The sequence below is a fragment of the Rathayibacter sp. VKM Ac-2928 genome (genome assembly GCF_022815545.1).
Classification (GTDB): Bacteria; Actinomycetota; Actinomycetes; order Actinomycetales; family Microbacteriaceae; genus Rathayibacter; species Rathayibacter festucae.
The window spans coordinates 770068-790526 of the sequence record NZ_JALGRU010000002.1 but is presented as its reverse complement, the minus strand read 5'-3'; the positions used below and the strand labels follow the sequence as shown (position 1 = coordinate 790526).

Genomic DNA, 20459 nt, shown 5'->3' with positions numbered 1-20459 from the left:
CGCCTATGTATTGCGGGAAAGACCGATCCGTCGCGTCCCGGACTGCCCTTCTCCACCGTTGCTGTGCCAGAATTGTTCGCAATCCCTCGTCGAAAGCGGGGATCACCGACGGAAAGAGTTGTCATGCACAGCGTGGTGGAGTCCAGCGCGACCGCCCTCGAATCCGATCTCGACTGCGACGTGGTCGTGATCGGCGCCGGCGCCACCGGCCTGACCGCCGCCCTCCGGTTGCAGGAGCAGGGCCGCCGCGTCGTCGTCCTCGAGGCGCGCGAGCGCGTCGGCGGCCGCCTCGAGACCCGCGTGGTCGACGGCCAGATGCTCGAGCTCGGCGGCCAGTGGGTCTCGCCGGATCAGACCGCCCTCCTCGAGACGCTCGACGAGCTCGGCCTCGACACCTACTCCCGCTACCGCGAGGGCGAGAGCGTCTACATCGGCGCCGACGGCGGCGCCCGGCGCTTCACCGGCGACATCTTCCCCGGCGGTGCGAGCACCGAGGCCGAGATCGAGCGCCTGATCGGGATCCTCGACGGCCTCGTCGCCGAGACCGACCCGTCCGCGCCGTGGTCGCACCCGCGGGCCCACGACTACGACCGGATCAGCTTCAGCGCCTGGCTGGAGGCGCAGAGCGACGACGCCGAGGCCCGCGCGAACATCGCGCTCTTCATCGCCGACGCCATGCTCACCAAGCCCGCGCACTCCTTCTCGCTGCTGCAGGCCCTGCTGATGGCGGCGAGTGCGGGCAGCTTCGGCAACCTCGTCGACGCCGACTTCATCCTCGACAAGCGCGTCCTCGGCGGGCTCCAGCAGGTCCCGGAGCGGCTCGCCGAGCGCGTGGGCGCCGAGCGCGTGCTGCTCGGCCGGCCGGTCCGCTCCGTCGAGCACGGCGACGACGGCGTGACCGTCCGCGCCGACGGCGTCACCGTGCGGGCCCGCCGCGCGATCGTCGCCGTGCCGCCGAACCTCGTCAACCGGATCACTTTCGACCCGCCGCTGCCCCGGCTCCGCCAGCAGGCGCTCCAGCACCAGTCCCTCGGCCTCGTGATCAAGGTGCACGCGACCTACGCGACCCCGTTCTGGCGCGCCGACGGCCTCTCCGGCACCGCGTTCAGCCCGCACGCTCTCGTGCACGAGGCCTACGACAACTCCAACGCGGGGGAGGAGCGCGGCACCCTCGTCGGCTTCGTCTCGGACGAGAAGGCCGACCGAGTGCTCGCGTTGCCCGAGGCCGAGCGGAAGGCCGCGATCCTCGACTCGCTCGCCGCCTACTACGGCCCGGCCGCGCTCGACCCCGTCGTCTACTACGAGAGCGACTGGGCGTCGGAGGAGTGGACGCAGGGCGCGTACGCCGCGAGCTTCGACCTCGGCGGACTGACCCGCTACGGCGCGCTGCAGCTCGAGCCGGTGGGCCCGCTCCGCTTCGGCTCGAGCGACCTCGCGGCCGAGGGCTACCAGCACGTCGACGGCGCGATCCGCGTCGGCCGGCGCCTGGCGCAGGAGATCCTCGACGAGGACTCCGCTGACGCCGAGACACAGCACGACACCGCCGACGCGACCGCGCCGGCCCGCGACCGTGAAGGAGCACTCCCCGCATGAGCAGCAGCAGCTACGCCGTCATCGACCCGGCCTCGGGCGAGACGCTGAGCGAGTACCGCGGCATCACCGACGCCGAGCTCGCCGACGCGATCGCCTCGGCCCACGACGCGTACTCCACCTGGTCGCGCACCGTGCCCGTCGCCACCCGCGCCGCGCTGATCGCCCGCGTCGCGGACCTGCACGTCGAGCGCGCCGGCGCCCTCGCCGAGATCATCGTCCGCGAGATGGGCAAGCCGCTCGACCAGGCGCAGGGCGAGGTCGGCTTCGCGGCCGACATCTACCGCTACTACGCGGAGAACGGCGAGGAGTTCCTGAAGGACGAGCCGATCGCGCTGGCCGACGGCGCCGGCTCGGCGTTCGTCCGCCGCTCGGGCCTGGGCGTGCTGCTGGGGATCATGCCCTGGAACTTCCCCTACTACCAGGTCGCCCGCTTCGCCGGCCCGAACGTGGTGAACGGCAACACGATCCTGCTCAAGCACGCGCCGCAGTGCCCGGAGTCGGCCGCCGCCATCGCCGACATCTTCCGCACCGCCGCCGAGGAGCTCGGCGCCCCCGCCGGCGTCTACGTCAACCTCTACGCGAGCAACGACCAGGCCGCGACCGTCATCGCCGACCCGCGGGTGCAGGGCGTCTCCGTGACCGGCTCCGAGCGCGCGGGAGCGGCCGTCGCCGAGATCGCCGGCCGGAACCTCAAGAAGGTCGTCCTCGAGCTGGGCGGCTCGGACCCGTTCGTGCTGCTCTCCACCGACGACCTCGACAAGGCCGTCGAGGACGCGGTCGCCGCGCGCCTGGACAACAACGGCCAGTCCTGCAACGCCGCCAAGCGCTTCATCGTGATCGACGCGCTCTACGACGCGTTCGCGGAGAAGTTCACCGCGGCCTTCACCGCCGCCCGGCCCGCCGACCCGTTCGCCGAGGGGACCCTCCTCGGCCCGCTCTCCTCCGCCGCCGCGACCGAGCGCCTCGAGCAGCAGCTCGCCGTCGCCCGCGAGCAGGGCGCGACCGTCCGCGCCAGCGGCGAGGTCACCGGCAACTTCTTCCCGCCGGCCGTCCTCGAGGACGTCACCCCCGAGATGAACGCCTACCGCGAGGAGTTCTTCGGCCCCGTCGCCGCGCTCTACCGCGTGCACGACGAGGACGAGGCGATCGCGCTCGCCAACGACACCCCCTACGGTCTGGGCTCCTACCTCTACACGACCGACTCGGAGCAGGCCCTCCGCCTGGCCGACCGCATCGACGCCGGCATGGTCTGGATCAACCTCGTCCTCGGCGACGCGGCCGAGCTCCCCTTCGGCGGCGTCAAGCGCTCCGGCACCGGCCGCGAGATGGGCCGCAGCGCCCTCGAGGAGTTCGTCAACAAGAAGCTGATCCGCATCGCCTAGGTCGTCGCCCGGCGGGGCCGTGCCAGCGCGACGGCGACGTTGCGCTCCACGGTCTCTTTCAGAAGCGTCGCCTGATCGTCGTCGAGAGTTCTCCACGCGGTGTCGTTCCTCGCGGCGACGCCGCGCGCCACCTCTTCCACGAGAGTGACGACCTCCTCCTCGTCGATCCCCGAGGTCCTCGCGAGCTTCCGCCAGTGGTTCTGCGTCACCGCCTGCGGGAACCGCGCGCCGGCGATGCGCATCGCCAGCTCCTGATCGAACGCCGGGTACAGGCCGGTCGGAACCGCGTCGTAGATCGGGGCGAGGCTGACGGCGTCGGGCCGGAGGAGGACGGAGTAGTTCTTGGCATGCGCGTCAGCGTTCCCGAGGAGGACGTTGAAGGCCAGCTGCCGGAGGAAGGCGCGCACTACCCCGCCGGTCGCGTCGACCGACCGGAGCTTCTCCACGATCTGCGCGGCCGTCACGGAGTACTTCCGTGCAACGTCGACGCCCAGCGCCTGGGCGAGATCCTCGGCGTGGAGTCGTGTCGCGAACACGGTGTCGTCGAAGACGCGGTCGAAGCGCTCCACGACGAACGCCGTCTGATCCGTCATCTGCAGGACGGCCGCTCGGGGAGCCGGGAGGCCGGCCTCCGCAGCCAGTGTCAGCGCGGCCGCTTCCGCTTCCTCGAGGTGGAGATGCTCCGGGCGCGCGGGCTTGACGATGTGCGTGGAGGGCACGGCGGCGTTCGACCAGTACCAGTTCCGGTCCACTCGAGCCAGGGCGAACTTGCCCTGCGTTCCCGCCAGGGAGAAGCGCGCCGGAGTCTGGCGTGGCACCCAGGCGTCCGGATCGAGCTTGATGCTGTTGATGCGATCGGCGACGTCCCGATCGAGAGCGGGATTGAGCTGCGCCAGTCCCGTCGGCGGTGCCTCGCCGTCCGGGAGGAGCACCAGGCCGCCGGCGACGTCACCGCCGACCGTGCGCAGGAGATCGAACGTCCCCGTGCTCGCGACACCGTACGCCTGTGCCATCCGGCGTCGCGTGTGCTCCTGGTCGGGCAGCAGGTTGTCGAGGAACCTCGCCGCCGCCGCGCGCGTCGTCGTGCCCTCGCGCGGCAGCGACAGGGAGATCGGCGTCGACGGTGCGTCGTCGGAGTAGCTGAAGCCGATCCTGCCGTCGGCGTCGCGGGTGAACCGCCCGGCATGTCTGCCTTCGAGCCACGCTTCGAGTCGTTCCGTCATCGCAGCACCAGATCGGGAAGTGCGGTCGGCTCGACGTTCAGGGCGTCCAGTACACGTCGCGTGGTCGAGGGCCGCGACACAGGCAGCCCGCGTTCGAGGCGTCGGACGTCGGAGACCTCCACGTCCGCGGTTCGCGCGAGGTCGTCGATGGAGAGTCCCATGATGCGTCGTTCCGAGCCGACGACATCCGCCAGATCCTCCGGGCGCCGGAGGTACTCGCGTCGCGGTCGGTGCAGAGCCTCCCGCACGTAGTCGGGATCACCGTGGAGCGCGTGCTGCACGAGATTGGTGCCGAAGTCGACGAGCCCGGACTCCACCTCTCCACCCCACCAGTCCGCCAGCAACCCTGCGGGGTCCTGCGACGCGCGGAGCCGACGGATGCGCGCGGCCGTCCTGGCGAGCTCCTGCCCCTCGAGGCCCGACAGGGTCCGCTCGTGCAGGGCGTGCGCCAGCGACTGCCGCGACCTGACGGAGAGCGGACGGCGCGAACGTGCGCCGGACACCTCCGTGACCTCCCAGCGGCGGCCGACCTTCGTCGCCTCGATCCGGCCGGCAGCGATCAGCGCCACCACGCGGCGCGGAGTCACCCCGAGTCGCTCGGCGGCCTGCTTGACGTCCATGACACAACCGTACCGCTCGGCGGTCGAGAAGCATCGTGGCCGCCTGAAGGCGGGTAAGCTCGCCCGTCATGCGCGTCTTCGGCTGTCCGCACTGCGAGGCGCGGGTGGAGTTCGAGGACGCGCGGTGCCTGCGCTGCGGCACGGCGCTCGCCTACGACGTCGACGCGGACGAGCTCGTCGAGGCGGGGGGGCGCGCGCTCTGCGTGTACCGCGGCACCATCGACTGCACCTGGCTCGCGGCGGAGGGCACCGGCGGAGCCTGCGCCTCCTGCGCGCTGACGAGCGCCCGGCCGCCGGTGTACGACGCGGCGACGCTGAGCCAGCTGACGGTCGCCGAGTTCGCCAAGCGGCGGCTGCTGCGCCAGCTGCGGCACCTCGACCTGCCGGTGCACCGCGGTCGGCGGCTGTCCTTCGAGCTGCTCTCCTCCGCGCAGGGCTCCGTGACGACCGGGCACGCCGACGGCGTGATCACCGTCGATCTCGCCGAGGGGAACGACGCGCACCGCGAGGCGCTGAAGGCGCGGCTCGGCGAGCCGTACCGGACGATGCTCGGCCACTTCCGGCACGAGATCGGCCACTACTACTGGCAGCTGCTCGTGGACGGCTCGCCGCTCCTGCCCGCGTTCCGCGCGCTGTTCGGCGACGAGCGGGCCGACTACGGTGCGGCGCTCGACGCGCACTACGGCGGCGCGTCGACCGAGGACTGGGCCCGCGACCACATCTCGCAGTACGCGACCACGCACCCGTGGGAGGACTTCGCCGAGACCTTCGCGCACTACCTGCACATCGCCGACGCGCTGGAGACGACCGCGACGGTCGGCCTGACCGTCGCCGGACCCTGGGGCCGCCTCCCCGAGTCGCTGGTCGGCAGCGTGCAGGCGACCGGCGCGCAGCGCGTCGCCGATCTGGAGACGCCCGAGATCCTCGCCCGCTGGCACGGCTTCTCGCTCGCCCTCAACAGCGTGAACCGCTCGATGGGCAAGGACGACCTCTACCCCTTCGTCATCACGCCCGCGATCGCCGAGAAGCTCGCCTGGGTGCACGAGCTGGTGCGCCGCGGCGCACAGCTGTGACTCGTCGCCGCGGCGCACAGCTGTGACTCGTCGCCGCGGCGCACAGCTGTGACTCGTCGCCGCGGCGCACGGCTGTGACTCGTCGCCGGGGGACCTGGGAGTCAGGCCTCGCCGTCGAGCAGCCGGCGCGGCGCTCTCGCGGCCCACGCCTCGCGCAGCAGCTCGCCGAGTTCATCCGCACCGATCTTCTCCAGCCGCACGAGCACGCTCGGATGCCCGTCGTAGTGGCTCGTCGTGAAGTACGTCTCCGGGTCGCTCTGCAGCAGCGCCTCGCGCTCGCCGAGGTCGGCCCGCCAGACGAGCAGGACACCCGGCCGCTGGTGCAGGCGGGCGAACATCCTCGGGCCGGCGTAGAAGGCCGGGGTGCCGTAGGCGGTCCGCTCCTCGGTGCCGGGGAGCAGGAGCGCCAGCCGGCGCACGTCGTCGTCGTCGCTCATGCTCCCCAGTGTGCTCCGCTACTTCTTCGTGAGCGAGGACTCCTTGTGCGCGGCCTTCGCGTCGGTCTTGTCGCTCTGCACGATCCAGTAGGGCTCGTCGTCCGAGGCGTTGAACTTCTGCCCCTCGAACTGGAACTCCTTCGTCTTCTTCTCGACCAGCTCGCCGTGGGTCTCGCCCTGCGAGGTGTTCCAGCTGATCTTGTCGCCCTTCTTCACGAGGCGCTTCCTCTCTCTCGTGCCGCACCGGGGGTCCGGGGCAGCGTGATGGTGGTGGTGACGTCGACGATGGCCGGCGTGGCCGGTGCCGACGAGAAGCCGAAGCGGACCGGCGGCGACAGCGGGCCGAGCGCGCCGAGGTCCGCGCCGTCGAGCGAGGCGGTGACCCCGAGGATCGAGCGGATGGCGCGGACGCCGTAGTACTCCCGCCTGCCCTGGCCGGCCGAGCCCGCGGTGCTCACGCCGCGCACCAGCACGGAGGCGACCGGGGAGATCGCGGTCAGCCAGGCCGGGTGCTCGGCGAGCGGCCGCGGCACGACGCGCAGCAGGCGGCCCAGCGGAGTGAGCCCGCCGAGCCGCAGCGCGAGCGAGAGCGGGCCGGCCGTGGCGTCGATCCCGCCGTCGACGCGGTGCCAGGCGACCGGCGCGAGCCGCACCTCGTCGAACGAGTACGTCGACCCGATGAAGTCGGCGACCTCGTCCGTCGGCGCGATCAGGAGCCGGTGCCCGTCCGCCCGCTCGACCATGGCGTCGGCGAACGCGCCGAACGGCGTGCTCTCCCACAGCCCGAGCACGATCCGGGTGCCGGAGGCCGTGCCGAACCCCGCGATGCGCCCGCTGAAGCGCAGGCGCCGCGAGGTCCGGCCCGGCCCGGTCATCAGGAGGCGGCGGAGCGCAGCAGCGTGAAGGACGCGTCGCGCACGATCAGCGTGGTGACCTCGCCCTCGACGACCTGCTCCGGGTCGCTCGAGGCGGCCAGCTGCCACTCGGCGCCGGGTGCGTCCGGCACCGTGAACTCGACGCCGTTCTCGGCCGAGTTCAGCAGCAGCGCGAAGCTGGCGCTGCCCTCGGAGCGGAAGACGAACGTGATCGAGCGGGCGTCCGGGTTGTCCCAGTCCTCGTCGGCGAAGCCGGCGGCGTCCGAGCGCAGGATGTCGACGGTCTCGGGGCCGTCGCCGGGGGCACGGCGGAACCACTTCGGCCGCAGGGCCGGCTCGGCCTTCCGCAGCGCGATCAGCTCGCGGGTGAAGGCGAGCAGGTTGAGGTCCGCGTTCTCCCAGTCGAACCACGAGATCTCGTCGTCCTGGCAGTAAGCGTTGTTGTTGCCGCCCTGGGTGCGCGCGATCTCGTCGCCGCCGAGGATCATCGGCACGCCGGCCGAGAGCAGCAGCGTCGCGAGGAAGTTGCGGCGCATCCGGGCGCGGCGCTCGTTGACGGCGCCGTTGTCGGTCGCGCCCTCCGCGCCGTTGTTCGAGGAGCGGTTGTCGCTCTCGCCGTCGTTGTTGTCCTCGCCGTTGGCCGCGTTGTGCTTGCGCGAGTAGGCGGTGAGGTCCGCGAGGGTGAAGCCGTCGTGCGCGGTGACGAAGTTGACGCTCGAGACGGGGGAGCGCTTGTCGGCCTCGTAGACGTCCGGCGAGCCGAGGATCCGCTGCGCGGTGGTGCCGAGCACCGAGTCGGCACCGTGCCAGAAGTCGCGCACGTCGTCGCGGAACTTCCCGTTCCACTCCGACCAGTCGGCGGGGAAGCCGCCCACCTGGTAGCCGGCGGTGTCCCACGGCTCGGCGATCATCTTGACGGGCGCGAGCACCGGGTCCTGCGCGATCAGGTCGAGGAAGGCGCTGTGCACCTCGGCCTCGCCGGTCTGGCGGGTGAGCGTGGTCGCCAGGTCGAAGCGGAAGCCGTCGACGTGCATCTCGGTCACCCAGTAGCGCAGCGAGTCCATGATCAGGCCCAGCGCCGCGGGGTGCGCGACGTTGAGGCTGTTCCCGGTGCCGGTGGTGTCGAAGTAGTTGGCGCGGTCGTCCTCGACGAGGCGGTAGTACGAGCCGTTGTCGATGCCCTTGAAGGACAGCGTCGGTCCCTTGTCGTTGCCCTCGGCGGTGTGGTTGTAGACCACGTCGAGGATGACCTCGAGGCCGGCCTCGTGGAACGCCTTGACCATGGCCTTGAACTCGTCGACCTGCGAGCCGTCGTCGCCGGCGTGCGAGTACTCGTTGTGCGGCGCGAAGAAGCCGAGCGAGTTGTAGCCCCAGTAGTTGCGCAGGCCCTTCTCGACCAGGTGCGAGTCCTGCACGAACTGGTGCACCGGCAGCAGCTCGACCGAGGTCACGCCGAGGTCGGTGAAGTGCTTGATCGACGCGGGGTGCGCGAGGCCGCGGTAGGTGCCGCGGACGTTCTCGGGCACGTCCGGGTGCAGCTGGGTGAAGCCCTTCACGTGCACCTCGTAGACGACGGTCTCGTCCAGCGGGATGCGCGGGGCCTCGTCGCCGGTCCAGTCGAAGGAGTCGGGGTCGGTCACGACGCAGCGCGGCACGGCGGCCGCGTCGTCGGCGTCGTTGCGGGTGTCGGCGTCCTCGTAGAACTGGCCGAAGACGTCTTCGCTCCACTCGTAGCCGCCCTCGATCGCGGTGGCGTGCGGGTCGAGCAGGAGCTTCGCGGCGTTGTGGCGGAGGCCGTTGGCGGGGTCCCAGGGGCCGTCGACGCGCAGACCGTAGCGGGTGCCGACCGTCATCTCGGGGACGATGCCGTGGAAGACGTGACCGGTGCGCTCGGAGAGGGTGACGCGGGTCTCGGCTCCGGAGGAGTCGAAGAGGCAGACCTCGACGCTGTCCGCGGTCTCGGAGTAGACGGCGACGTTGGCGCCGGCGTCGCCGCGCAGGGAGACGCCGAGGGGATAGGGGAAGGAACGGGGAGATGCGGGCATGCGACCATCCTGACGAACGCTCCCTGAGCGGTTCTCGCCCTTGTCCGGCGGGGCACGGGCCGGTACTGTTCCGGACCCCTCTCCACGCGCCACCCTGGCGCGAGCGGCCCGCCGAGGCATATAGTCAGCTGGCTTACTAATTGAGCTCCGGACCGGTTCCGGGGCGGAGGAGGACGGCATCATGGCTCTCGCAGCAGCACGGCGCCGCTGGATCGGACTGATCGTGATCAGCCTCGGCGTCGCGACGATCATCGTCGACTCGACGATCGTGAACGTGGCGATCCCGTCGATCGTCGCCGACCTCGGCATCACCTCGACCCAGGTGCAGTGGGTGCAGGAGTCCTACACGCTCGTCTTCGCGGCGCTCCTGCTCGCCTTCGGCACGCTCGCCGACCGCTGGGGGCGGCGCCGGATGCTCGTCGTCGGCATCGCGCTGTTCGCGCTCTCGTCCGTCGCCGCCTCGCTCGCGGCCACCGGCGACCTGCTGATCCTGTCCCGGGTCGTGCAGGGCGTCGGCGGCGCGATGGTGCTGCCGTCGACGCTCTCGCTGATCAACGCGACCTTCCGCGGCAAGGAGCGCGCGATCGCGTTCGCCGTCTGGGGCTCGACCATCGGCGGGATGACCGCCGTCGGCCCGCTGCTCGGCGGCTGGCTCACCACCGACTTCTCCTGGCGCTGGGCCTTCGGGATCAACATCCCGCTCGGGATCGTCATCGTCGTCGGCGCGCTGCTCTTCGTCGACGAGTCGAAGCAGCCGGACGCGGGCCGCGTCGACCTGGTCGGCGCGCTGCTCTCGGTCGTCGCCTCGGCCGGCCTGGTCTTCGGGCTGATCGAGGGCCGGAGCCTGGGCTGGTGGCTGCCCTCGCCGGTGCCGGTCGCCTTCGTCGTCGCGGTCCTCGCGACGATCGCGTTCGTGCTCTGGGGCCGGGCCCGCGAGCGCGCGGGCCGCTCGGCGATGCTCTCGCTGAGGCTCTTCCGGCTGGCCTCGTTCCGCAACGGCAGCATCGCCGCGATGATCGTCTCGCTCGGCGAGTTCGGCATCATCCTCGCCCTGCCGATCTGGCTGCAGAACGTGCTCGGCTACACCGCGGTGCAGACCGGGCTGGTGCTGATCGCCCTCGCGCTCGGCTCGTTCGTCGCCTCCGGCTTCGCGGGTGCGTTCGGCAACCGCGTCTCCGCCGTGCTGATCGTCCGGGTCGGGCTCGCGGCCGAGATCGTGGGCGTGGTCGGCATCGGCGCCGTCGTCTCCGACACGACGCCGTGGTGGGCGCTCGTGCCCTTCCTCGCCGTCTACGGCTTCGGCGTCGGCCTCGCCACCGCGCAGCTGACCGGAGTGGTCCTCCGCGACGTGCCCGTCGAGCTCAGCGGCCAGGGCTCCGGCACCCAGTCGACCGCCCGGCAGATCGGCTCGGCGCTCGGCATCGCGGTGCTCGGCACGATCCTCTACACCTCGACCGCGGGCGTGCTCACCTCGTCGCTGGAGGAGCAGGGGCTGCCGGCCGCGCAGGTCAGCAGCACGGTGAACGCCGTCGTCGACTCCTCGGGAGCGGCCATCGCCGGACTCGCGGCCGATCCGGGCACGGCGGACGTCGCCCGCGCGGCCGGGGAGGCGCTGTCGGACGGCACGCGCTTCGCCGCCTTCGCCGCGGCGGGGTTCCTCGCCGTCGGCTTCGCGGCGACCCTCTCCCTCGGCGCGGCGCCGCGCGAGGAGAAGGGCGAGTCCGCCGAGCCGGTCGGCTCCGGTCCGGTCAGCTCAGCGGAGCCGCGTCGTCGGCGGTGAAGACGATCTTGCCGATCGTCCGGTCGGTGCCCTGCGCCCGCCGCGAGAGCACGGCGATGACGTCCTCGAGCGGATGCACGGCGCCGGCCGTGGGGACGAGCTCGCCCGAGACGGCCAGCGAGACGGCCCGGCCGATGCGCTCGGCGCTCGCCGTGACGATCAGGTTGCTCACCTTCGGGCGGCCGCGCCGGACGAGGCTCGCCGCCTGCGCGCCGAGGTCCGGGCCGCTCGGCACGAGGGTAGCGTAGCGGCCGCCATCGGCCAGCAGGAGCGCGGCGTCCCGCGCCGGCAGGTGCCCGGAGACGTCGAGCACCGCGTCGAAGCGCCCGCCGAGCACGCCGAGGTCGAGCAGGCGGTAGTCGTGCGGCTCGGCGCCGAGCGCGCGGAGGGTGTCGGCGGACGCGGCGGAGCCGGTCGCCGCGACGGTGCAGCCCGCGCGGAGCAGCAGCTGCACGACGAGGTTCCCGATCGCGCCGGAGCCGCCGCCCACCAGGATCTGCTCGCCGGCCCGGACCCGCAGGGCGTCGACCGTGCCGATCGCGGTGCCGCCGGACATCGCCAGCGTCACCCCCTGCACGTCGTCGAGGGCGTCGGGCAGCGGGACCAGCGAGCGGCCGCGGACGATCGCCGCGTCGGCGAAGGCGTCGCCGTCGCGGGTCATGCCGACGACGCGGTCGCCGATCGAGACGGAGTGGTCGCCGGGGCCGAGCGCCTCGACCGTGCCAGCGATGTCGAGTCCGAAGCCGTAGGGGCGCTTCCGGCCGACCGCCATGATCCGGGCGGCACCGGAGAGGATCTTCTCGTCGGTCGCGTTGATGCTCGCGGCGCGCGTGCGCACCAGCACCTCGCCGCGTCCGGGCATCGGCACCGGGGCCTCCCGCCAGGACAGCACGTCCGGTCCGCCGAACCGCTCGTAGCCGAGTCGTCGCAATTCCCGCTCCCGTCGTCGCGCCGCCGAGGCGGTCGTCCTCCGAGCCTAGGCGCTGGCCGCCCGGTGCTACCGTGGCGGCCATGAGCGCAGACGACAGCCCCGAGTTCGCCGGATTCACCAGCGGAGGCTCGGCGAACGTCGAGCACCCGGACGACGTGCAGCCGGCCGACGCCGACAACGAGGAGAGCACGACTCCCGAGGAGAGCGCCGACCCCGACCACCCCTACGACTCGATGGCCGAGAGCGGCACCGAGAACGCCCCGGAGGACGAGGTCGGCTCGCGCGAGGACGAGGAGGGGCTGCTCGCCCCCGGCAGCACGGCCGAGGGCGCGGGCACCTCGCTCGGGGCCGTCCCGGTCGAGGCGCGGCGCGAGGCCGAGCCGCTCGGCGCGCACGACGGCGAGGCCGGCTCGGGCCAGCTCGCGGACGAGCGCTGGCGGCAGAACGGCGTCGATCCGCTCGGCTGACGCCCTCCCGCGCGGGGTCCCGCGTCCAGGAACTACTCCGGTTGCTCGGAGGAGCCCCCCTGGCGGGCCCCGTACGGTTCCGGAGGACGCGGCAGGCCCGCCGCGTGGACGGAGAGTCTCATGTCGTTGCTGTTCAACCGCACCCGGGAGCTCCGCTGGACCCCGGACGAGCGGAAGGCCCTCGCGGAGGCCGTGGCCGAGGACCGCGCCCAGCTGTGGCGCAGCGTCGGCGACCTGGACCGCACGGTCGTCGTCTCGACGGAGGACCCGGGCGTCCGCGGAGGCGCCCGCTGGCCCACCGATCACCGCGCCTTCCTCCGCGTCGAGCGCGGCCCCTCCGTGGTGCTGGCCACCGACGGCCTCAGCGATCCCTTCGACCGCCTCGCCCGCCCCGGCACCGGCCTCGGGCTCGAGCTGTGCCTCGAGACCTCGGCGCTGCGCGGCATCCCCGCGGCCGACCTCTGGAACCACTGGCAGTTCCGCGTCCTCTACGAGGCGGCGCGGCTCGCCGCGCTGCAGGGCGTGTGCTGCCGCACGGGCGTCGACACGGCCACTCTGCCGGGCGCGGCCGCACCGGCCGCCTGGGCGGACGAGCGCGGCTCGGTCGGCGTGCTGCTGGGCCTGCGCGGCGGCGGACTCCCCGAGCGCCTCGAGCTGGCGACGGGCGACGTCGAGCTGGTGACCGTCACCCCGCTCTGGCCGGAGGAGTACGCCTGGGCCTCGGTCGACACCACCGCCCGCGAGGAGATCGCGTCCCGCCTGCGCGCCCTGCCCCACGACGAGCTCGTGCACACCGCCCGCCCCCGCGTGGTCTGAGCCCCGCGGAAGAGACGCCCGCGGACAGGCTGGTCGAGTAGCCCCGGAGGGGCGTATCGAGACCCGGCGTTCACGGCAGACTCGTCGTCCGGCGGGGGTGGATCTCGATACGCGCCCTGCGGGCGCTACTCGATCAGCGTGTCCGGGAGTCAGGTGTACTCGGGGGGCTCCTCGGTGAGCACCAGCTCGCCGGTGCTGTTGGCGTGGGCGATCAGCTCGTCGATCCAGGCGCGGTTGAGCGCCGGGCGCCGGCCGCCGTGGAAGCGGAAGTGCAGCGGCGTGGTCGGGTGGATCCAGACGGAGCTGCGGCCGTAGCCGCTCGACTCCGGCTCGGTCCAGGAGAGGCTGAACGACTCGTTCCGCCGCATCTTCGCGAACATCGCCACCTTGAGGTGGGCGAGCAGTCGATCGTCGAAGTCGATCTCGAGTGACTGCGGCCCGTAGATCAGTCGTCCCATGCTGGCGAGGATACCGCCGCAGCGCGCTCCGGGCGGATCGGACCGGGAACGGCGAACGCCCCGCCCAGCGGATCCGAGGATCGCGGTGGACGGGGCGTTCAGAGGTCGTTGCGACCCGGAGGCCGTGTGACGCTGGGGTCGGTGATTACTCGCCGACGCCGCGGATGTTCGCGGCCTGCGGGCCCTTGCGGCCCTGCTCGACGTCGTACTCGACGTGCTGGTTCTCGACGAGCTCGCGGTAGCCCTCCTTGGCGATGGCGGAGAAGTGCGCGAACACGTCGGCGCCTCCGTCGTCGGGAGCGATGAAGCCGAAGCCCTTTTCGGAGTTGAACCACTTAACGGTGCCAGTAGGCATTTCTTTTCCTTACGTGATGGTGACGCCCGCGTGAGCGGCCGTCGTTAGATTTCGCACAGCTGTGCGGTACCCGGTCCGCTCGTCCGCCGCGGGTGAAACACGCGTCGGCCGGTCGATCCGGGTCGTCTGGGGGCGGAGAGCGCGGCTCCTCGTGGGGAGTGCGACTGCGCGGGGGAGAACGTCCCGCTCACCGAGAGTGTCGGAGAAGCGGGGGTCGAACGAGGAACGGCGCGGCTTCCGCGGCGTCCTGTGAAGGGCGGTACCCGCGGGTGAGGCGGGCGTTCGAACCGGCGGATCGAGGGCGATGCACTCGATCGTTGCCGTCTCTATCAGGGGCTGAGTCTCTTCGTCGTCGTGCGACTTCTCAGCCGTGGAATTCGGGCGATCGCCCAGGAGATGTCTCCACTCTACGGGAGAGGAGCGCCCGAGCGCGACCGTCGGGCCCAGACCGGCTCCTCGCGCGGCCCGCGCCTGTGCCACGATGCAACTCCGGGTGCGGCTCGCGCACCCCTCACGGCGAGGTGTCGATGCTGCTCACGAGTGCCGGGCTCCCGAGCTCCGAGGCCGCCGACGCCGACGTGCTCGAGCTCCGCCGCGAGCAGAGCGAGGTCGGCGTCGCCTGCGCGCGCCGGGCCGGGGGAGTGTTCGCGGGCGCGTCCGCGCTCCACCTGGTGATGCTCGTGCCGACCGAGCTGCCCGCCGTGCTGCCGAGCGCCCTCCTGCTCGTGGTCGGCGCCGCGATCCAGCTCTCCTCGCGCCGGGCCGGTCCGAGCGGCGCGCGGGCCGTGATCGCGGGCCTCGTGCTCGGCGTCGTCGCGCTCGCGGCGTTCCTCGGCCCGGGCGTCCCGGACGGCGACCGCACCGTGCTCAGCTGCGTGACCATGCTCGCCTCGATGGCGCTCCCGGCCCCGCTGCTCGCGATCGGCTCGTCCGCGCGCCTCGGCTGGGCGGCCGTCCTCGGCGGCGTCCCCGCGCTGGCCCTCGGGATGGCGGCGACGAGCGGCTCGGGACGGGCGCTGTTCGTCGGACTCTCGGTCGTCGTCTGCTGGATCGTCGCCGTCATCGGCGCCCGCTGGCTCGCCTCGAGCGTCGAGCGCGCCCACGCCGGCACCACCCGCCTGCGCACGGCGCACGCCGCCGAGCGCCGCTCGAGCGAGAGCGAGGCGCAGCGCCGCCGCGAGGCGCGCCTGATGCACGACACCATCCTCGCCACCCTCACCCTGCTCGCCCACCGCGGCGAGGGCGTCCCCGCCGCGACGCTGCGCTCGCAGGCGGCGGCGGACCTCGCGCTGCTGCGCCGGCTCGACCGTGCCGATTCCGCCCCCGCCGACTCCGCGGAGGGGAGCCCGGCGCCGGCCGAGGACGCGGGCAGCGCGCCCTCGGTGCTCGCGGAGGTCGGCCGCCGCGCGGAGGCGCTGGGCGTGCAGGTGCGCTGGCACTCCGGCACGGCCGCGCCCGACGCGCCGCCCCTGCCCGATGCGGCGCTCGATGCCCTCGCGCGCGCGGCGGGGGAGTGTCTCGAGAACGTGCGGCGCCACTCCGGTGCGGCGACGGCCCACGTCACGCTCGACGAGGGGGCGGACGCGGTCCGCGTGACCGTCTCGGACGCCGGGCGCGGCTTCGACCCTGCGGCCGTCCCCGGGTCGCGGCTCGGCCTCGCGCAGTCGGTCGTCGGGCGGATCGAGGCCGTCGGCGGCACGGTGCGGATCTTCTCCGCGGTCGGCGCCGGCACCACCGTCCTGCTGAGCGTGCCGCGATGACCGCGCCGATCGGGGCCGGCGACCGCGCCGACCGCGCCGGAGAGGGCACGCTCGTCGAGCTGGTCCGCGCGGCCGGCGAGGGGCCGAGGACGCTCGACTCGGTCCGCCAGCGGATCACCCGCACCCATCGCCTGACCGCGAGCTATCTGAGCGCCGGCTTCCTCGCGATCACCGTGGCACTGGTGGTCCGCGGGCTGGCGTCCTTCCTCTGGGCGCTGAACGACCGGTCGGCGACCGGGCTGTCCGGCCTGTCCTGGGCGCTCGTGCTCGCCGCGCTCGCGGTGGGGATCGTCGTCGTGGTGACGCGGCACGGCGAGCTGCCCCGTCCGGTCTTCGCCGGGGTGCTCGCCGTCGACGCGGTGGCGATGGTGCTGGAGTTCGCCGACTACGCGCTGCCGGCGCCGGCGCCGCTCTACTATCCGACGGTCTGCATCGGGGTCGGCGCGACGGTGATCGCGCTGCTCGGCTTCCAGCCGCCGTCGCGGAGCACCGCGGCGATCATCGTGCTCGTCGGGCTGAGCCTGCTCGGGCTGCTCGCCCACGCGCTGATCTCCGGCGAGGGGTCGAGCATCGCGGTCGGCAACGTGCTGCTGGCGACGACCCCCGTGGCGGTCTACGCCTCGCTGCTCACCGCGCTCGACCGCCACGTGCACCGCGGGCTCGACCGCACCCTGGCCGACAGTGTGGTCGACGGACCGGGCACCGGTCCGGGCAGTCTCGCGGCCGTGGAGCTCGCGCGGGTCGACGCGGAGATCGCGGAGCTGCTCGAGGAGGTGGTCGCCCGGGGCGCCGCGCCCGACGCCGACCTCGGCGAGCGGGCCCGGGTGCTCGGCGACCGGCTCCGCGAGGTGCTGGCGCGCAGCCACGACCGCACCTGGCTCGTGATCGCCGTGGAGGAGTCCGCGCTGCTCTCCGGAGCGGTGCTCGTCCGCGACCCGCGGGGGGTCGCCGCGGCTCTGGCGCCGCCGGACCGCTCGCGCCTGCTCTCCGTCCTCTGGCTGCTCACCGCGCAGGCCGCCGCGGGCCGGCCCGCCCTCGAGCTGGTGCTCGCGCAGCGCGAGGACGCGGCGGTGCCGGTGCGGATCGTCCTGCGCGCGCCGGGCCTGCGGCCGCGGGACGTCGACCCGGCGGTCTGGGGGATCCTCGGCGAGATCGGCGCGCACCGGGCGTCACCCGAGGGCACGGGGACGACGATCGAGCTGGACCACCGCCCGCCGGGGCGGCCGGCGTGAGCGCGGACGTCGGGACGGCGACCGGCGAGCAGCCCGGGATCGCTCTCGCGATCCTCGACGACCACCCGATCCTGCTCAGCGCGCTCACCGAGTGGATCAACCGCTCCGGCGCGGAGATCCGCGTCGTCGCGACGGCCTCGAGCTGGACCGGTCTGCTGGCGCATCCGCGCTTCCCCACCGACGTCGTTCTGCTGGACATCGACCTCGGCGACGACCTCGACCTCGCGATGAAGATCCGCACGATCACCGCCGCCGGGGCGGCCCCGGTCATCATCAGCACCCACTCCCAGGCGGAGACCGTCGCGGGGGCGCTGGAGGCCGGAGCGCGCGGCTACCTGGTGAAGAGCGAGCGGACGGAGGTGATCCTCGAGGCGATCCGCACCGCGGCGCGCGGGGAGTGCTTCCTCACCCCGCAGACCCGCGCGCTGCTCGGCGGCGGCGGCACGGGCCCGCTGACGGCCCGCGAGCGCCGGATCGTCGGCCTCTTCGTCGAGGGGCTCTCGCTCAAGCAGGTCGCGACCGAGCTCGGAATCACCCAGGACGCGGCGCGCAGCTCGCTGCGGAACGCTCGGGCGAAGTACCGCGCCGAGGGCGTGGGCGTGAGCACCAAGATCGCGCTGCGCCGCCAGGCCCTGCGCGACGGGATCATCGGGCGCGCGCCGTAGCGGCGCGGCAGAAGTCAACGCCGCGGTCGGCGACCGGCTCGGGTCAGACGGACTCGTCGCGCTTCTGCCGGGCCGGCTCGGCGGGGCGGTCGGGGCCGTTCCAGACCGAGACGATGCCCCAGGCGACCGCGGCGATCGGCACGGCGAGCACAGCGCCGACGATGCCGGCGAGCACGGTGCCGATGGTCAGGGCGATCAGCACGATCAGCGGGTGCAGCTTCAGCGAGCGAGCCATCACGACCGGCTGGAGGAAGTTGCCCTCGAGCTGGTTGACGGCGATGACGACGATGATCACGATCAGCGCGGCGCCGGGGCCGCTCGCGACGAGGGCGACGAGTGCGGCGAGGATGCCGGCGGCGGTCGCTCCGACGATCGGGATGAAGGCGGTGAGGAAGACGATCACGGCGAGCGGGAGGGCGAGCGGCACCTGCAGGATCGCGAGGGCGACGCCGATGCCGATCGCGTCGACCGCGGCGACGGTCGCCGTTCCGCGGATGTAGCCGCCGAGGACGTCGACGGTCTTGCCGCCGACGCGCTTGGCGCGGTCGTAGCTCGAGCCGGTGAAGGGGCGGAGCAGGAACTCCCAAATCTTCGGGCCGTCCTTCATGAAGAAGAAGAGGACGACGATCATCAGCACCAGGCCGGTGACGAAGTTCGCCGCGGCCGCCGCGCCGGCGAGGGCGCCGGAGCCGAAGGAACTCGAGGTGAGGAAGTCGACGACGCTCTGGCGGGCGTCCTCGATCTGCTGCTCGTCGATCTGGAACGGCAGGTGCTGCACGTAGTCCTGCAGCGAGGCGATGCCGTCGGACGCGCTGCTGACCAGCTCGTCCCACTGGTTGCGGACCGCGACGGTGATCAGCCAGCCGATGGCGCCGAGGATCGCGAGCAGTCCGATCAGGGCGATCCAGGTGGCGAGGATCGACGGCACGCCCTTGCGGCGCATCCAGGCCAGAACGGGGTGGATCGCGGACGCGAGGATGATCGCGATCAGCACGGGGATCAGCACCAGCGTCAGCTGGGTCATCGCGAGGACGAGGACCGCCGCGAGCGCCAGGACGACGAGCACCTGGAGGCAGCGCAGCGCGAAGCGCCCGAGTCCGTCGGTCCACACCGTCGGCCGCCGCTCGGCGGGGGGAGTGGCCGGCGAGGCGGCCGGGGAGGCGGCCGGGGGGACGGTGCGGTCGAAGAAGCCCATGGGGGGAACCGTAGTGGAGGGACGGGGCGCGGTTCTCCCGCTTGACGACCGCGCGGTCGCCCCGGTGACGGAGGTTGCGGGGCGGCGGCCGGATCGAGCGTGGAGTGCGGAATCGGTTGCGTCCGGCCGCCTCCACTGAGCAGAAACGCCTGTTCTGCGGCGAAAAGGCGCGCAGAGGTGCGGAATCCATTGCTTCGACGACGGAATGCGCACTAGGGTCGCCGTGTCCATGCAAGCGCATGGGGTGCGGGACCCGAACCCGCGCCGCAGTCGCTCGCCGGTGCCCGCCGCCTGCCGATCAGGCGGCGGGTCCGCGCTCGTCCAGGACGGCCGCGCTACGCGGCGGGGACTCGGACGGTCAGTCCGCCCGGCTCGATCCAGGTGCGGAACGCCGACGTCGTCCCGAACGGGTCGCCGTCCAGCTCGATCTCCTGCGGCTTCTCCAGGCGCACCACGAGCTCGTGGCCCTTCACGTAGCGCAGCGCCGAGACCTCCTTCGTGAGGCCCATCAGCTTCGTGCCGACCACGCCGCTGCGGCGCAGCACGCCGTTCTCCCAGACCACCTTGAAGATGATCTGGACCCAGCCGAAGAAGCCCTCCGGGCGCAGCAGCACGATGTCGAACTCGCCGTCGTCGACCGCGGCGTCCGGCAGCAGCAGGATGTTCGCCGGCAGGGCGCCGCAGTTGCCCACGATGATCGTGTGCGCGCGCACCTTGCGCGTCTTCGCGCCGTTCAGGGAGTAGCGGAACTCGAGCTGGTTCTTGTCCAGCAGGGCCTTCCGCAGCGCGTCGACGTAGGCGAGCCAGCCGGCCCGCTTCTTCAGGTCGTCGTCGGTGTTCGCGAGCATCTTCGCGTCGATACCGAGACCGGCCATCACGACGTAGGAGCGCCGGTCGCGGCCCTTCGACGTCTCGATGTCGATCACGCCGATGTCGATGGCGCGGTCCTCACCCGAGAAGGCGACGGTCAGCGCGTTGTCGACGTCGTCGAGCGTGAGGTTCAGATTGCGGGCGAGCAGGTTGCCGGTGCCGGAGGGCAGCAGCGCGAGCGACGCCTTCGAGTCCTGCAGCGCCTCGGCCACCACGCGCACGGTGCCGTCGCCGCCGGCCGCGATCACCATGTCGACGCCCTGCTCGAGCGCCTCCCTGGTCTGGCCGGCTCCCGGGTCCTCGACGGAGGTCTCGAACCAGAGGGTCTCGTCCCAGCCGGCGGCCTCCTGGGCGCGCGCGACGGCGGCCTTCACGGCCTCGAGGTCGACCTTGACGGGGTTGTAGACGATCGCGGCGCGGCGGAGCTCAGACATCGGCGCCGTCCTCGTCCTCGTCGAGCTCGTTCCCGTCGGCGTCGACCCGGCCCGGGCGCACGGCGGCGTCGTCGCGGATGTCGATGCGGGTGTCGCCCGCGGGGGTGGTCGTCACGTCGATGCGCGGGGCCGCGTCGGCCTCCGTCGCCTTCGGTGCGCTGGTCAGCTGGTCTCGGCGATCATCCGCCTTCTGGTCGCTCATGCCTGGACGGTAGCAGCGCGATCGCGAGCGCCGCTCGGGGTTGCGT

The 20459-nt window shown here is 72.8% G+C and carries 21 protein-coding genes; 9 read left to right on the top strand and 12 right to left on the bottom strand.

All coding sequences use genetic code 11. The features are described 5' to 3' along the window. Positions 1-123 precede the first annotated feature (123 nt). Positions 124-1593, top strand: a complete 1470-nt coding sequence (locus tag MT350_RS11165) for an NAD(P)/FAD-dependent oxidoreductase (protein WP_243600386.1) — start codon at positions 124-126, stop codon at positions 1591-1593. Next, positions 1590-2975, top strand: coding sequence for an NAD-dependent succinate-semialdehyde dehydrogenase (locus tag MT350_RS11160; protein WP_243600387.1), 1386 nt, complete (start codon positions 1590-1592; stop codon positions 2973-2975). The genes MT350_RS11165 and MT350_RS11160 overlap by 4 nt, the downstream gene beginning before the upstream one ends. Here MT350_RS11160 and MT350_RS11155 read toward each other — a convergent pair. Next, on the bottom strand, positions 2972-4198 hold the full coding sequence (locus MT350_RS11155) for a HipA domain-containing protein (RefSeq protein ID WP_243615913.1): 1227 nt from the start codon (positions 4196-4198) through the stop codon (positions 2972-2974). The genes MT350_RS11160 and MT350_RS11155 overlap by 4 nt on opposite strands. After that, complete coding sequence (locus tag MT350_RS11150) at positions 4195-4818, bottom strand: helix-turn-helix domain-containing protein (RefSeq protein ID WP_243600389.1); 624 nt, start codon at positions 4816-4818, stop codon at positions 4195-4197. The genes MT350_RS11155 and MT350_RS11150 overlap by 4 nt, the downstream gene beginning before the upstream one ends. Before the next feature lie 68 nt (positions 4819-4886). Between MT350_RS11150 and MT350_RS11145 the strand changes: the two genes are divergently transcribed. After that, positions 4887-5891 carry a putative zinc-binding metallopeptidase gene (locus MT350_RS11145; RefSeq protein WP_243600390.1) on the top strand — a complete coding sequence of 335 codons (1005 nt, stop codon included), beginning with the start codon at positions 4887-4889 and terminating at the stop codon, positions 5889-5891. 101 nt (positions 5892-5992) lie between these two features. Here the strand turns inward: MT350_RS11145 and MT350_RS11140 are convergent, their stop codons facing one another. From MT350_RS11140 to glgX, 4 genes are read right to left on the bottom strand one after another with little or no spacing between them, the layout of a single operon-like run. Further along, positions 5993-6328 carry an MmcQ/YjbR family DNA-binding protein gene (locus MT350_RS11140; RefSeq protein WP_123444796.1) on the bottom strand — a complete coding sequence of 112 codons (336 nt, stop codon included), beginning with the start codon at positions 6326-6328 and terminating at the stop codon, positions 5993-5995. 18 nt (positions 6329-6346) lie between these two features. After that, the gene (locus tag MT350_RS11135) at positions 6347-6544 is read right to left on the bottom strand and encodes a DUF2945 domain-containing protein (protein ID WP_056866275.1); all 198 of its coding nucleotides are present in this window, start codon (positions 6542-6544) and stop codon (positions 6347-6349) included. Continuing rightward, positions 6541-7203, bottom strand: a complete 663-nt coding sequence (locus tag MT350_RS11130) for a hypothetical protein (RefSeq protein WP_243600391.1) — start codon at positions 7201-7203, stop codon at positions 6541-6543. The genes MT350_RS11135 and MT350_RS11130 overlap by 4 nt, the downstream gene beginning before the upstream one ends. Further along, positions 7203-9248 carry a glycogen debranching protein GlgX gene (gene glgX, locus MT350_RS11125; RefSeq protein WP_123444798.1) on the bottom strand — a complete coding sequence of 682 codons (2046 nt, stop codon included), beginning with the start codon at positions 9246-9248 and terminating at the stop codon, positions 7203-7205. The genes MT350_RS11130 and glgX overlap by 1 nt, the downstream gene beginning before the upstream one ends. Positions 9249-9429: 181 nt before the next feature. Here glgX and MT350_RS11120 point away from each other — a divergent pair, with 181 nt between their 5' ends. Next, on the top strand, positions 9430-11028 hold the full coding sequence (locus MT350_RS11120; RefSeq protein ID WP_243600392.1) for a DHA2 family efflux MFS transporter permease subunit: 1599 nt from the start codon (positions 9430-9432) through the stop codon (positions 11026-11028). On the opposite strand, the gene MT350_RS11115 is transcribed toward MT350_RS11120, so the two are convergent. Beyond that, positions 10997-11959 carry an NADP-dependent oxidoreductase gene (locus MT350_RS11115; protein WP_243600393.1) on the bottom strand — a complete coding sequence of 321 codons (963 nt, stop codon included), beginning with the start codon at positions 11957-11959 and terminating at the stop codon, positions 10997-10999. The two genes, MT350_RS11120 and MT350_RS11115, sit on opposite strands and share 32 nt — an antisense overlap. Before the next feature lie 80 nt (positions 11960-12039). On the opposite strand from MT350_RS11115, the gene MT350_RS11110 reads away from it, so the two are divergent. Further along, entirely contained in the window at positions 12040-12426 is a 387-nt protein-coding gene (locus tag MT350_RS11110; protein WP_132434935.1) for a hypothetical protein, read from the top strand. A 120-nt stretch (positions 12427-12546) separates the two neighbouring features. Further along, a complete protein-coding gene (locus tag MT350_RS11105) occupies positions 12547-13242 on the top strand; it encodes a suppressor of fused domain protein (RefSeq protein WP_123444801.1) in 696 nt (231 codons plus the stop codon). Between the two features lie 149 nt (positions 13243-13391). Here MT350_RS11105 and MT350_RS11100 read toward each other — a convergent pair whose 3' ends face one another. Both MT350_RS11100 and MT350_RS11095 read right to left on the bottom strand, forming a co-directional pair. Then, complete coding sequence (locus MT350_RS11100) at positions 13392-13700, bottom strand: hypothetical protein (RefSeq protein ID WP_132434930.1); 309 nt, start codon at positions 13698-13700, stop codon at positions 13392-13394. Between the two features lie 145 nt (positions 13701-13845). Beyond that, positions 13846-14055, bottom strand: coding sequence for a cold-shock protein (locus tag MT350_RS11095; protein WP_123444803.1), 210 nt, complete (start codon positions 14053-14055; stop codon positions 13846-13848). Positions 14056-14582: 527 nt separating this feature from the next. Here MT350_RS11095 and MT350_RS11090 point away from each other — a divergent pair. The 3 genes from MT350_RS11090 to MT350_RS11080 are packed head-to-tail and all read left to right on the top strand — an operon-like array spanning position 14583 to position 17712. Further along, on the top strand, positions 14583-15815 hold the full coding sequence (locus MT350_RS11090) for a sensor histidine kinase (RefSeq protein WP_243600394.1): 1233 nt from the start codon (positions 14583-14585) through the stop codon (positions 15813-15815). Beyond that, positions 15812-17047 (top strand): hypothetical protein, encoded by a 1236-nt coding sequence (locus MT350_RS11085; protein ID WP_243600395.1) that lies wholly within the window; start codon positions 15812-15814, stop codon positions 17045-17047. Before MT350_RS11090 ends, MT350_RS11085 begins: the two co-directional genes overlap by 4 nt. Further along, on the top strand, positions 17044-17712 hold the full coding sequence (locus tag MT350_RS11080; RefSeq protein ID WP_243600396.1) for a response regulator transcription factor: 669 nt from the start codon (positions 17044-17046) through the stop codon (positions 17710-17712). Before MT350_RS11085 ends, MT350_RS11080 begins: the two co-directional genes overlap by 4 nt. Positions 17713-17755: 43 nt before the next feature. Here the strand turns inward: MT350_RS11080 and MT350_RS11075 are convergent, their stop codons facing one another. The 3 genes from MT350_RS11075 to MT350_RS11065 all read right to left on the bottom strand — a co-directional run bounded on the left by MT350_RS11075 (position 17756) and on the right by MT350_RS11065 (position 20413). Then, positions 17756-18907 (bottom strand): AI-2E family transporter, encoded by a 1152-nt coding sequence (locus MT350_RS11075; protein ID WP_159423550.1) that lies wholly within the window; start codon positions 18905-18907, stop codon positions 17756-17758. A 335-nt stretch (positions 18908-19242) separates the two neighbouring features. Continuing rightward, positions 19243-20211, bottom strand: coding sequence for a diacylglycerol kinase family protein (locus tag MT350_RS11070; RefSeq protein WP_123444808.1), 969 nt, complete (start codon positions 20209-20211; stop codon positions 19243-19245). Continuing rightward, a complete protein-coding gene (locus tag MT350_RS11065) occupies positions 20204-20413 on the bottom strand; it encodes a multidrug transporter (RefSeq protein ID WP_123444809.1) in 210 nt (69 codons plus the stop codon). Before MT350_RS11065 ends, MT350_RS11070 begins: the two co-directional genes overlap by 8 nt. Positions 20414-20459 lie beyond the last annotated feature (46 nt).